This is a genomic window from Mesorhizobium sp. CAU 1732, assembly GCF_039888675.1.
In the GTDB taxonomy this organism is placed as follows: domain Bacteria; phylum Pseudomonadota; class Alphaproteobacteria; order Rhizobiales; family Rhizobiaceae; genus Aerobium.
This window is the reverse complement of sequence record NZ_JBDQQR010000002.1, coordinates 729079-740691: the sequence shown is the minus strand read 5'-3', so window position 1 is coordinate 740691 and position 11613 is coordinate 729079. Positions and strand designations below refer to the sequence as shown.

13 protein-coding genes and 1 tRNA gene are annotated in these 11613 nt (G+C 58.8%); 5 read left to right on the top strand and 9 right to left on the bottom strand.

The window, feature by feature from the left end:
- Positions 1-15: 15 nt before the first annotated feature.
- From AAFN55_RS21255 to AAFN55_RS21235, 5 genes are all read right to left on the bottom strand, one after another.
- Positions 16-648, bottom strand: a complete 633-nt coding sequence (locus AAFN55_RS21255) for a TetR/AcrR family transcriptional regulator (protein WP_347800966.1) — start codon at positions 646-648, stop codon at positions 16-18.
- A complete protein-coding gene (locus AAFN55_RS21250; protein WP_347800965.1) occupies positions 649-897 on the bottom strand; it encodes a Trm112 family protein in 249 nt (82 codons plus the stop codon).
- A complete protein-coding gene (locus AAFN55_RS21245) occupies positions 894-1565 on the bottom strand; it encodes an LON peptidase substrate-binding domain-containing protein (RefSeq protein WP_347800964.1) in 672 nt (223 codons plus the stop codon). The genes AAFN55_RS21250 and AAFN55_RS21245 overlap by 4 nt, the downstream gene beginning before the upstream one ends.
- A 77-nt stretch (positions 1566-1642) precedes the next feature.
- Positions 1643-2605: a thioredoxin gene (gene trxA / locus AAFN55_RS21240; protein ID WP_347800963.1), complete on the bottom strand. Its 963-nt coding sequence runs from the start codon at positions 2603-2605 to the stop codon at positions 1643-1645.
- Positions 2606-2693: 88 nt separating this feature from the next.
- A complete protein-coding gene (locus AAFN55_RS21235; RefSeq protein ID WP_347800962.1) occupies positions 2694-3191 on the bottom strand; it encodes a prolyl-tRNA synthetase associated domain-containing protein in 498 nt (165 codons plus the stop codon).
- A 189-nt stretch (positions 3192-3380) separates the two neighbouring features.
- Here AAFN55_RS21235 and AAFN55_RS21230 point away from each other — a divergent pair.
- Positions 3381-3455 (top strand) — tRNA-Gly (locus AAFN55_RS21230).
- Positions 3456-3676: 221 nt separating this feature from the next.
- Here AAFN55_RS21230 and AAFN55_RS21225 read toward each other — a convergent pair.
- The 3 genes from AAFN55_RS21225 to AAFN55_RS21215 all read right to left on the bottom strand — a co-directional run bounded on the left by AAFN55_RS21225 (position 3677) and on the right by AAFN55_RS21215 (position 5862).
- Complete coding sequence (locus tag AAFN55_RS21225) at positions 3677-4042, bottom strand: hypothetical protein (protein ID WP_347800961.1); 366 nt, start codon at positions 4040-4042, stop codon at positions 3677-3679.
- Entirely contained in the window at positions 3996-5453 is a 1458-nt protein-coding gene (locus AAFN55_RS21220; protein ID WP_347800960.1) for a hypothetical protein, read from the bottom strand. Before AAFN55_RS21220 ends, AAFN55_RS21225 begins: the two co-directional genes overlap by 47 nt.
- Positions 5454-5664: 211 nt before the next feature.
- Entirely contained in the window at positions 5665-5862 is a 198-nt protein-coding gene (locus AAFN55_RS21215; protein WP_347800959.1) for a hypothetical protein, read from the bottom strand.
- Positions 5863-6732: 870 nt separating this feature from the next.
- On the opposite strand from AAFN55_RS21215, the gene AAFN55_RS21210 reads away from it, so the two are divergent.
- Together AAFN55_RS21210 and AAFN55_RS21205 are read left to right on the top strand one after the other, a co-directional pair.
- A complete protein-coding gene (locus AAFN55_RS21210) occupies positions 6733-8418 on the top strand; it encodes a site-specific DNA-methyltransferase (RefSeq protein ID WP_347800958.1) in 1686 nt (561 codons plus the stop codon).
- 264 nt (positions 8419-8682) lie between these two features.
- On the top strand, positions 8683-9654 hold the full coding sequence (locus AAFN55_RS21205) for a DUF3578 domain-containing protein (protein WP_347800957.1): 972 nt from the start codon (positions 8683-8685) through the stop codon (positions 9652-9654).
- Positions 9655-10174: 520 nt separating this feature from the next.
- On the opposite strand, the gene AAFN55_RS21200 is transcribed toward AAFN55_RS21205, so the two are convergent.
- Positions 10175-10675: a hypothetical protein gene (locus AAFN55_RS21200; RefSeq protein WP_347800956.1), complete on the bottom strand. Its 501-nt coding sequence runs from the start codon at positions 10673-10675 to the stop codon at positions 10175-10177.
- A 125-nt stretch (positions 10676-10800) separates the two neighbouring features.
- Between AAFN55_RS21200 and AAFN55_RS21195 the strand changes: the two genes are divergently transcribed.
- Positions 10801-11091 carry an alpha/beta fold hydrolase gene (locus tag AAFN55_RS21195; RefSeq protein ID WP_347800955.1) on the top strand — a complete coding sequence of 97 codons (291 nt, stop codon included), beginning with the start codon at positions 10801-10803 and terminating at the stop codon, positions 11089-11091.
- Between the two features lie 126 nt (positions 11092-11217).
- Positions 11218-11556 carry a hypothetical protein gene (locus AAFN55_RS21190; RefSeq protein ID WP_347800954.1) on the top strand — a complete coding sequence of 113 codons (339 nt, stop codon included), beginning with the start codon at positions 11218-11220 and terminating at the stop codon, positions 11554-11556.
- Positions 11557-11613 lie beyond the last annotated feature (57 nt).

Genomic DNA, 11613 nt, shown 5'->3' with positions numbered 1-11613 from the left:
GCGCTTGTCTCCAAATCAATGTCCCGCGAGCAGGCGATCCATGCGGCGGAAACTCTCGGACAGAACGGTGGCGTCCTTCATCGCGTGGGCCAGCATCATGCCGCCCTGCCACTCGGCCAAAGCGGCGCGCGACTGGCCGAGCGCGATGGAGGGGCGCAGCCCCGACCTGCCCAGCTCGCGGGCCATGAACTGGATCAGCATCGTGAACGCCTCGGCCGCACGGTCGGATGCTTCGGGCGCACTGCTGCGAAAGTCGCGTACGCACAAGGCAATGGGACATCCATGCGCGACCCGGCTGCGCAGGCTGCGCGCGAGACGCGCCACGAGGGCGGCCAGCCGCTTGCGCGGTTCCGCCTCCTCATGCTCCGTATCGTGAAGCATGGCCTGGGTTTCGGCGACGAAGATGTCCGCGACGGCGAACGCCAGGTCGGCCTTGGTGCGGAAATAGTAGAAGAGGTTTCCAGGCGGGATGCCGGCTGCCTGCGCCACGCTGCCGAGCGTCGTCTGGGCGTATCCCTTGCGCCAGAAAAGGTCTGCCGCCGCAGCCACGATCGCGTCCCGGTTGGCGTCGCCCTTTCCGCGCCGCCGGTCGATCCGCTCGGTCGCAGATATTGCAGGCGGGCCGGTATCAGGAACGTCGCCGCGCATTCATCCGCCAAACTCGTCCTGTTCGAGGGCGCGTGCCTCGGAGGGCAGCATGATCGGCACGCCGTCGCGCACGGGATAAGCAAGCCGCGCCGCGGTCGACACCAGTTCCGATGTCGCCGGAGACCATTTCAGCGGGGCCTTGGTGAGCGGGCATGCCAGCATGTCGAGCAATTTCGGGTCGATCTCGTGCTTCCTGCTGTCGCCGGTCGGCGCGACGGCCGTTCCGGTGAAGTGCGGCTCGTCGTTCATTGCAGGCTCGACCCGAAATTCTCGTCATCGCGCGCCAGCGCGAATTCGGTGATCGCGATCAATGTCTCCGCGCGTGTCTTCAGGTCGGGGGCTTCGAGGAGGGCCTGCTTTTCGGCCGCGCCGTAGGGCGCCATCATGGAGAGCGCGTTGACGAGCGTCGCGTTCTCGGCGCGGCTCACGCTCTCCCAATCGGCGTCGAGGTCGTTGGCTTTGAGATAGGCGCGGAACGCTTTCAGCAAGGCCGGGCGATCGACTTCCGCCGCGCCCGCCTCGGCGTCGAGATCGGTGGCGAAGGAGGTGATGCGGCATTGCCGGAACGGCGTCTTCGCGTGGCTCTCCTCAGCCACGCGAAACCGGCAGACGCCCTGCAGCGAGACGAGATAGCGGCCGTCGCCGGTCTCGGCAAACGAGGTCAGGCGTCCGAGGCATCCGACGTCGCACAGTTCGGGCTCGCCATCGGCCCGCAACGCGCCATCCAGCCTCGGTTGCAGCATGCCGACAAGGCGATGATGCGCGATGACGTGGTCGATCATCTCAAGATAGCGGGGCTCGAAGATGTTGAGCGGCATGCGTCCACCAGGCAGAAGCAGCGCGGCGGTCAGGGGAAACACCGGAACGATGTCCGGAAGGTCTTCTGCCGTGCGATATCGGGCATTTCCCGCCTGCACTTACGTCTCCTTGCCTGTCGTTCCGGCGCCGTGGCCGCTCGCTGTGGGCGCGCGCCGAAGCGCGCGCGGGCCGCCGCTCACGAAAAGAGCAGCGACGAAAGTTTGCGGCGCGCGGCCAATGTCGCCTCGTCGGTCATGCCCCAGGCCTCGAAGAATTTCAGGAGCTGGAGGCGTGCGCCGTCATCCTGCCATTCGCGGTCCGCGCGCATGATTTCCAGAAGGCTGTCGGCGGCCTGCTGACGCTCGCCCATTGCGTTCTGGATCAAAGCGAGGTCGAAGCGCGCCTGATGATCCCTGGGGTTTTCGGCAAGCGCGCGCTCCAGCGCCGCGGGATCGCCGAGCGACGAAACCTGCTCGGCCAGCGCGAACTGCGCCTTGATGCCGGCGAGCTGCGGGGCGTCTTCCTGTCCCTCCGGCACGCGGGCGAGAACCTCGCGGGCGGTTTCGGTGTCGCCGAGTTCGAAAAGGACCTCCGCAAGACCGGCGATCGCATCAATGTTGTCGGGCGCGTCGCGCAGGATGGTCGCGTAGATCTGCGTCGCGCCCTGCAGGTCGCCCTCGGCGCGAACCTCCGCGGCGGCGGCAAGCGCGTCAGCGGTGGCGGCCTTGTCACTCGGGCCGGCGACCTTGTCGATGAATTCGAGAATCTTGCTTTCGGGGATGGCGCCCATGAAGCCGTCGACCGGCTGCCCGTCGCGGAACGCGATGACGGCCGGGATCGACTGGATGCCGAGCTGTCCCGCGATCGACGGGTGGTCGTCAATGTTCATCTTGACGAGTTTTACGCGGCCGCCCGATTCCGCGACGGCCTTTTCCAGCGCCGGTTGAAGCTGCTTGCAGGGGCCGCACCAGGGCGCCCAGAAATCGACGAGCACGGGCTGATTGCGCGATTCCTGAATGACGTCGGCGGGAAACGTCGCCGTCGTCGTGTCCTTCACCACTGCGGCCGCCGCCTCACCGGCATCGCCCGGCGTGTTGCCGTTGGCGACCGCGTAGCCGCCGAACTGGCCGTTGCCGTATGGATTGTCCTGCGCGCTCATGGTCATTCCTCATTTTGTCGAAGCGTCCGCATCCGCTCTAAACCCAAGAGCCGGGACGGTCGAGTCAACGCTGGGGGAAATGTGGCGTTCAGGCCGCGAGTTTCAAGACGAGGGGCTCATGTCCCGTCGCCTCGACGAAGCGAAGCAGGTCCTCGCGCGCGATCGACGTGGTCGCGTCATTGGTCAGCGGATGCGCGTTGATGACGTCGTGACGCATCAGCGCTTCGTCGAAAATGATCCGCACCTGATGCGCGGTGTCGTTGATGATGCCGAAGGCCGTCACCGCGCCGGGCGTCACGCCCAGATAGTCGAGCAGCTTGTCCGGCTTGCCGAAGGACACGCGGCTCGACGCGCCGATAATGTGATGGATCTGCTTCAGGTCGATCTCGGCGTCCTCGGCCACGGTCAGCAGGAAATAGTTGTCCTTCTTGTCCTTAAGGAACAGGTTCTTGGTGTGCCCGCCGGGAATTTCGCCGCGCAGGGCCTGCGAATCGGCGACCGTGAACAGCGGCGGATGCGACACGGTCTTCACCGCGATGCCGAGCTCGGCGAGGAAGTCGAAAAGCTGGGCTTGAGTTTTCGGCATGGGACACCGCTGCGCTGGATTTCTGCACGGAATGGCTGGGGCCTCGTGCTTAGCCGATATGCGGCGGAACCGTCCAGACCGGGCGGTCGACATCGATCGTGCAGGAAGGTTTCGCAGGCGATGTTTTCCCTGTTGCAATCGCGTTCGAGTTCGGCCATATAGGCCCGGCCTGCGGCGAGAGCCGCGCGAGCGGGTGTAGCTCAGGGGTAGAGCACAACCTTGCCAAGGTTGGGGTCGAGCGTTCGAATCGCTTCACCCGCTCCAAATCATCTAACATCGAAAAGCCGCGGTTCGCCGCGGCTTTCGTGTTTTTGGTCTCAAGGAAATAGCACGGAGTCGAGGCGGCTCAGAGGGCGGCGGTTACACGCGGGTTACCAAGATACGAAATCGAGGCTGCGTGAAATCGCGGCGTCGCGGGAATGCAAAGAAGTTGAACCCAATTCATACGTGACTGGCTATGTCTGCATAGGCATGCACTGCAGCCGCTATTCTCCGAACGCTGCGTTGATCGCCATAAACATCTTTTCGGCTCGGCTAGCGGTATGCGCCGGAAGATCATCAATCGACTTCCACGCATCGAATTGCTTCCACATCTCGCCCAAGATGAGCTTCTTATCGAGTCGGCTGTGACCGTACTTCGTCTTCAGAACGTGCTCGACCTTCTTTGTAATCATGTCGGAACCGTCCTCAGGCAAATCCTCCGGCTTGATGGCGAGCCCATAAGTATCGTTCACGCAGTCGATGAAGAACTTTGGTGGGAAGAGGTCCTCAATGGCGAAATCAGTCTGTTTCGTTCCGGCCGCCTTACCGAGCATGAGGATCCGAAATTTCTTTCCACTGCTCTCGGCCATTTTCGAGACCCTCATCATCGCTGTCGAGGAGCACTCCCGCATCCCAACCCTGGCCGATGGCGAAACCGGCGTACATCGGTGTTTTGGGTGCGCCGTGCGCGGGCCAAAGATACACCTTGTCCGATAATCCTTCTTTCCCGTCTGCCTTGAGAAGACCGGAGAGCTTTTGCAGCACCACTGTGTCCCCGCCTCCTTCGACAATCAACACTTGTCGGCTGCCGAGAATGCCGCTGTGGTCGCCGGTGAGGCCGAGGCTTTGTTCGATTACGGCCATCGGCTCCCGTTGTGAACTCACGATCCCTCGTGTCACTGCAACGTGGTTATCGCGACTCTCGACAATCCGCACGCGTTCCGGATGAGCGAGATCAACCATTGAGGCGAGATGTGTGGTATATAGAATGGCGTTGTGTTCCGCGAGGCGCTCAAATACCGCGAGCAAGTCACGTTGTCCGGTGAAATGGAGATGTACCCCCGGCTCTTCGAGGAGCAGGACGCAATCCTTGAATTCGCCGCTTGTAGCGTGAGTGAACTTCCAAGCGAACGAGACGTACCAACGAAAGCCCGTCGAACGGCGATGCAGCCGTACCGGCATCCCGATGCCTGCATCCTCAGCGAAAATGTTCAGCGTCGGACCGTCAATCTCAATATCGAATTTGACTTCCTTCTGCCTCCACAGATTATCGAACTGCTTCGTGAGATAGGCCGAGGCCGAGCGCTTATCGAAGGAGCGCACGGTGCGGCCTTCCGCAGAATCACCTTTTTGAAGGAAGTCATCTAGCTCGATGTTCGCGAGGTCGAGAATAATGAGGATGGTCTGGTCCTCATTGCTCAATTTGTGACGGTTCTTCCTGCCGACCTGATCCCATCGGTCGCGGAGCTGGTTGAGCTCCACCTGCGCGCCCGACATGTCGTAGTCGTGAATGTACACGAACTTGGGCACGCTTGCTTTCGCCCACGCTGTGGCTCGTCCCTCACTAAGAGTTCCGGATGTGAAGCCTTTCACTTCGAAGTCGGTTGCATAGCCGTAGTATTTGTAGAGGTTGATAAAGGCTTCGGATGGGACTTCCACGAGCGGTGCCGAGGGAGGCGTTTCTCCTTCGGCTATGGCTTCCATTTCTGGTGCTGCGGCAGCAACCAGCGCGGCTATTTCATCGGATGAGAGGCGAAAGCGCGCGTGACAGACGAGCTCTCCGTCAGCATTCTTCCGGCCTTCCCATTGATCGACCGGCCAATCCTCGTTTAGATTGTAGTCGGCTTCTTCGATAATTGGGTTGAGGCAATAAAGCGCCTCGAAGAGATTGCTCTTCCCAGCTTCGTTTTGACCAACAAACGCGGTGATTTGATTGGCGGTAATCCAGCCCGAATCAATCACATTTCGGAAGTTCGTTACTTGAAACCCTTCGAACTTCATACTATCCCCCCTACAAACCAATCTGAATTCTTGTAAGTTATGCAGGGGCTAAGGATTCGCGCAAGTGCATCACGACCAAGCCTTTGCCATCATGATGCTCCGCGACAGTGATCCCGGGAGCAACCAAGCTGTCTCCGCCAGGGACGTGGCCAGAAGCCAGCCTTCCGGTAGAGCGGCGCTAAATCACCGAAGATGCGTTTCGGATCAACCATCACGCACCTCCCGACCAGACAGTCAGGATGATCGACTGGCCGTTAGGACCAGTTTCCACCGTGAACGTCATAATCGCCGCATTCGCTGCAATCGGGATGGTGTGAACCCCGGCCCGCAACGGCGCGTGATAGTATTCTGGCGGCGTCAGCCAATCGACGGGGTCGTCGTAGTTCGGGGCGGAACAGGGCTTGCGCATTATTCGCTACCCCCGTTCCGGCACGAGTCGATATACGCCACCACTTCGGACAGCTTTACCAACTTTCTGGAATTGAATGGGGTGTACGCGGGAATGATGCCGGCGTTTATGGCGCGGCGCCCACGGATGGACGCCCAATTCCCTTGCAGCCACTTGGATGTTGATCAGCTTTTGCGGCGCTGACGAGCCGTTGGGACGAATGTTGTCCATAGGTATCTCCGCTCGAGCGGAGAGCACGGAACAAAGAAGCGCTACGCCGTGCATCTCAGCCCCGGTTTCAATTTCGGGGTTCAATGCGACCGGCAGCGCTCTGCAGAACTTCTCAACCTTGCGGAACGGCTACTAACCAGCTTGCGCGTCGGTTGTTATGTCTGAAGCACCACTTCATGAAGGCGGTGTTACCCGCGCGTCAGCGTTCCTCATCGGTACAACCAAAGCATCACTTGTTTTGTAGGCCTTGTAAATAGCTGATTTCGTTCAAGTTTTGGTGTGTGTGAGTGCGTCCACTATTTGTTTCGGAACCGTTCACGGAATGTGGCCGCTGAGCTTGCTTGGTCGGGCGCGTAGTAGCGCAGTGGTGGACGGCTAGGACACGAGGAAACGGGGCGCGTATCAAGCGCACCAAGGTATCCGCGTACCCACAAACAGCGGATGCGTAGTTGCACCGGCCACACAGGGGGAATGGTGCGCACGTGGAGATGTAAAACGGAGCGTATGGCAGGTTAGCGCTCGCTTATTGACTATAGAGGCAGTTATTGGGGCCCGCTTAAAAGCGGCCAATGGAACATGGACTAGCCCAGTCCGCAAAATATAATCAAATATTAACCATGGCGCCGCATCGTTCGCACTAGAGAACGCGGCGGGTGCAAGATGAATCAACTGTGGTTTGGAGACAACCTTACAATACTTCGTGAGGAAATCGCTACCGAGAGCGTTGACCTCGTTTATCTCGACCCTCCATTTAATAGCAATGCCAAGTACAACGTCTTGTTCAAAACGCCGCAGGATGAAGCCGCGAGCGCTCAAGTTGAGGCCTTCCGAGATACATGGACTTGGGGCAACGAAGCTCAGTGGGCGCTCGACGAGATTATGCGGCGAGGCGGGAGCGTAGCCTCGATCATTCACGCTCTTCACAGCGCATTAAGCGAAAGCGACATGATGGCCTATCTCGTCATGATGGGCCAACGCATCACAGAATTGCATCGTGTTCTGAAGAACACAGGATCCTTATTCTTGCACTGCGATCCTACCGCTTCCCACTACTTGAAGATAATTCTGGATGCCGCCTTCGGCGCTCGGAACTTTCGAAACGAAATTAGTTGGCGCCGTCAGTCCGCGCACAATGACGCCAAGCAGGGCCGCAAGCAGTTTGGCAACGTGAGAGATGTGATCCTATTCTACACAAAAGGTCGAACCTGGAAATGGAACACACAATACACACCTTATGACGAGCGGTACGTTAGAGACTTCTACAAGCACAAAGAACCTGGCACGGGGCGCTTATTTCGTCTGAGTGACATCACCGGCCCGGGCGGTGCGGCGAAAGGGAATCCATTATATGAAGTGATGGGCGTTCAACGCCACTGGCGATTCAGCCGAGAAAAAATGCGAGAACTAATCGCGCAGGGCCGCATCGTCCAGACTCGACCTGGCGCAGTACCTGCTCAGAAGCGCTATCTCGATGAAATGCCTGGCGTATCACTTCAAAATGACTGGTCAGATATCAAGCCAGCGTCCGGCCGTGAATCTCTGGGATATCCGACACAAAAGCCGCTAGCCCTATTGCGGCGCATCATTGAAGGTTCGACGGACCCCTGTGACACAATCTTGGATCCATTCTGTGGTTGCGGCACGAGTGTTGCTGCAGCACAAGCCACCAGTCGGAATTGGATTGGTATAGACGTGGCATTCCACGCCATCAAGGTTATCGAAGACCGAGTTCTTACCCAATTTCCTGGCGCCCGCTTCAATGTAGGTGGCATACCACGTGACTTTGAGAGTGCGCAGCGATTGGCCCTTAAGGACAAGTTCCAATTCCAATGGTGGGCCAACTACCTTGTGGGCGTTCAAGCCTTGAAGGAAATCAAAAAGGGACCGGACCGCGGAATTGACGGCCAAATGTTTTTCATGAACGGACCGCGAGGCTGGGGCAGAATTTTGACGTCAGTGAAAGGGGGGCAGCACGTCGGCGCCAAGGATGTTCGCGAATTTAAGGCAGTGATCGATCGTGAGCGTGCCGATATGGGTCTCTTCATCTGCCTCAATGATGCAACACGCGACATGAACGCCGAGGCGGCCTCTTTCGGATTCGCGGAAACTGCGCATGGCCATCTGCCGAGGCTGCAGATCGTGACGATTACTGATTGGTTCAAAGGGCGACGGCCCGTGCTTCCATCACTAGGTCATGTCTCAAGGGGCTATTTTCAGCCGGTAAAGCCATCGAAGGTGAAGCGCGCTGATCCCAATGCCCCTGAATTCACCTTTACCTTTCCCGGTGGTAAGTCGGACGAGGTGGTCATTCACTTCAATCCGTCCGCAGTGCGTGAGACAGCTTAGCAAACGTTATCCGAATACGAAGCGCTTGCCTCATCCCCTATCCGAGAATGGTGCGCCTAGTTTCGCTATCACCAGGGGCGCCGGGCGACCAAAACGGTTCCTTATGACGGGCCACTCGGAGATTCCTTGACACAAACAATCATGACCGGAACCATTCGAGTGTCGCCGTCAAGAAGATTTTATTTTCTAACAATAGGTTACGATCAGTCAATGTTGACGGATCGCGCCCGGCTATAGCGAGGTGTGCAAGAGCGGAGGACATTGATGCGGACCGAACTACTGAGGATCGCAGCCGATTTTACAACTGAGGCAGCAAAAAATATCGTAGACAACACTTTAGCGGCATTTGTTCGTCATGAGGCCCCATCAGCCGTCAAGGCGGTCGTCGACAGCTTGTTCGGATCGGGATTTAAGGTTGTAGGTAGCCCAGGTCAGGGCAATTGGGCTCGGATACCATGGATTGCGGTGTTCAACCCGGCGATCACAACAACCGCAACGCGCGGCTACTACGCAGTTTATCTTTTCTCTGCCGATATGGCCCGACTCTACCTGTCCCTAAACCAGGGAACGACCGCGATCGAGCAAGAGTTTAAGTCTCGCTATCTTCCAGAACTGGAACGCCGCGCGCAGCTCGGCAACGCGCGTCTCGGAAAGCTGTCAGTTGGTATGAGCAACGCGGCAATCGAACTTGCGGGTAGCGGCACCTTGCCGGACGGTTATGAGGCAGGCCATGTTTGCGGCTACAGCTATGACCTAGCCAATCTCCCGTCAGAAGCCGTTCTCGCTCGACATCTAAAAGAAATATTGAGCAGCTATTTGAAGCTCGACACCTTAGGCGGCCTAACCGATCTTCCGACCGCTGATGATGATGATGCAGTTAATGGCGGCAGCGTTGAAGAGCGCCGGATATATCGCCAGCATCAAAGCATCGAGCGCAATCCGTCAACCAGTCGGAAGGTGAAGAAAGCTCTGGGTTATGTCTGCCAAGGCTGCAGTTTTGATTTCGAGAAAGTGTATGGAAAAATCGGGCACCAGTATATCGAGGCCCATCACTTAATCCAACTTGGAACCCTGCCACTAAACACCGTAGTGCCTATGAACGTCAAAACGGATTTCGCAGTGTTATGCGCAAACTGTCATCGAATGATGCACCGGAAGAACGGGCCGACAACGTTGGCAGGCCTTCGGGCTGTTCACAAGCTTCCTGCACTATTGGAGCTGTTCAATGACAAATAGACGCATGCGCTCGCTTGGCTCGCCTAGCAAAGGCCAGGTAGGTTCGGTACCGAACGGCGTCTGTGCGATAGATATGCTCTAGAGTTGTCCGTCTGCTTTCAGCCTCAAAAACGACAACCGCGCTGCTGCTGGTCACCGCACGGTTACTATCTCCCCATTCCACTCTCGTTCACGCCAGTTCATTGGAGTATCGTTCCATTCACGAGACACCAATCCGACGAATACCGGAAGAATGGGCACTTTTGCGCACTGGAATGAAATCCGAGATATCCCGCTCGAGTACAGCCACAGCGCAATTCCTTGCTTGCCAAGGTTGGGGTCGAGCGTTCGAATCGCTTCACCCGCTCCAAATCATCTAACATCGAAAAGCCGCGGTTCGCCGCGGCTTTCGTGTTTTTGGGGTTTGGAAGGGCGATGGCACGAGCGTGCCGGTCTTGGGCCTCGACGGCCATCGATGCCCCCGAGCCGTCTTCGCTTGGGGGGTGCACATGGTGTGAAAAGCGGACCGCCAGGTGACAGGTCATGACGTGTCGTGGGCCGGATGCGGTGCGCCGGGGACGAATGCCGCGAGCCGCGACAGGGCGGCAAGCGCGTCGCGAAGCGCCGGCATCCGACTGGCCGGCATCCGACATGCTAGCATCCGACTGGGCGGCACCGCGTCAGGGTCGCCGCCGATCCGCCTGCACGCGGCGGAGAGCCGCCTTGCCTGGCTGTCGAGGTGCCCTGCCAGCGCGCGAAGGCTGATCGCGAGGCGCATGGCATCCGCCGGGCCTGCGCCCGCCGGGGCGATCGGCATCGAGGCGCCCGGCGTGTCCGGGCCGCAGGCGACGACATCGCGCGCCACGGCCTCGGCCTGCCGCAGGAACCACAAAACCAGGCTTCGCACGGCGGGGGAGCGGCCGGAGGCGCGCTCGGCCAGAACCGCAAGCGCGCAAAGCATGGCGACGATGCTGCCAAGCGCCGCCCGTTCCTTCTCCATCGCCCGCTTCCAGTCCATCACCGCCACTCCGTTGTTACGCACGGCATTGTCCGGGAGGTGTGGAGGGGGGTGGACAGAATTTCCGCACCATTGCTGACAGATGCTGACAATTTGATGTGTCTGGCCGTGGTCGAAAGCGATTGCGGAAGAGGAACGGCGGTTGTGGGGTGGAAACCTGGCGCAGCCAGATGCAAACTGTCTCGGACAAAGGATACCGTGCGATCGCGCTCGACATGCGCGGGTTTGGCGACAGCTATTCCCCAGACGACCCATCGAAGCATAGCGGCGCCTATATCGCGGGCGATCTGATCGGCATTCTCGATGCCCTGAACGTACCCACTGCGGTCATCGTGTCCCATGACTGGGGCGCCGACCATGGCCAACGGGCAATGGTCATGCGGCCAGACCGGTTCACCGCAATAGCATCAGCATTCCATTCCTGCCGCGCAGTGCGCTGAGCACCTGGGACATGCTGCGCAACCGGGGCCTTGGCGACCTCTATTATGCCTTCGAGATGATGAAGCCAGAGATGGACGATCGTATCGCCGATGCGAGCAAGTCCATTTCCCAGCGCGCTGTATTGGATGTCCGGCGATCCCGCCGAAGGCACCGGCTGGGACCCCATCGATGCAAAGCGCGACATGTTCCGTCCCGCACCCGACGTCCTGCCCCGCTGGGCCGACCCAGCCTACGTCAAGCACAACATCGAAACCTTCCAGCGAAGCGGGTTCCATGGCGGCTTGAACCAATACCGTGGCGTTCAGTCAACCTTCGAGCACCTCGCGGCCTTCAAGGATGTGCTCATCCTACGCCGAGAAGAAAGCTCCTTCATTTCACAGCATGAATTGTTGCACTTCCAAGAACGCCAAATTCTGACATTTTTGCTTTCCATCTCTTTTGTTCCCGACTGGAATTTGAGGTAATTTCCAGCTGCGAGATGGTTTTGGTGGGAGCGCCAACTGCGCTGGCGCGGCGGTACT

Excerpts from the sequence above, each read along its gene's own strand:
- AAFN55_RS21255 (WP_347800966.1), bottom strand. The coding sequence starts at position 648 with ATGCGCGGCGACGTTCCTGATACCGGCCCGCCTGCAATATCTGCGACC.
- AAFN55_RS21250 (WP_347800965.1), bottom strand. The coding sequence starts at position 897 with ATGAACGACGAGCCGCACTTCACCGGAACGGCCGTCGCGCCGACCGGC.
- trxA (WP_347800963.1), bottom strand. The coding sequence starts at position 2,605 with ATGAGCGCGCAGGACAATCCATACGGCAACGGCCAGTTCGGCGGCTAC.
- AAFN55_RS21235 (WP_347800962.1), bottom strand. The coding sequence starts at position 3,191 with ATGCCGAAAACTCAAGCCCAGCTTTTCGACTTCCTCGCCGAGCTCGGC.
- AAFN55_RS21225 (WP_347800961.1), bottom strand. The coding sequence starts at position 4,042 with ATGGCCGAGAGCAGTGGAAAGAAATTTCGGATCCTCATGCTCGGTAAG.
- AAFN55_RS21220 (WP_347800960.1), bottom strand. The coding sequence starts at position 5,453 with ATGAAGTTCGAAGGGTTTCAAGTAACGAACTTCCGAAATGTGATTGAT.
- AAFN55_RS21215 (WP_347800959.1), bottom strand. The coding sequence starts at position 5,862 with ATGCGCAAGCCCTGTTCCGCCCCGAACTACGACGACCCCGTCGATTGG.
- AAFN55_RS21210 (WP_347800958.1), top strand. The coding sequence starts at position 6,733 with ATGAATCAACTGTGGTTTGGAGACAACCTTACAATACTTCGTGAGGAA.
- AAFN55_RS21205 (WP_347800957.1), top strand. The coding sequence starts at position 8,683 with ATGCGGACCGAACTACTGAGGATCGCAGCCGATTTTACAACTGAGGCA.
- AAFN55_RS21190 (WP_347800954.1), top strand. The coding sequence starts at position 11,218 with ATGTCCGGCGATCCCGCCGAAGGCACCGGCTGGGACCCCATCGATGCA.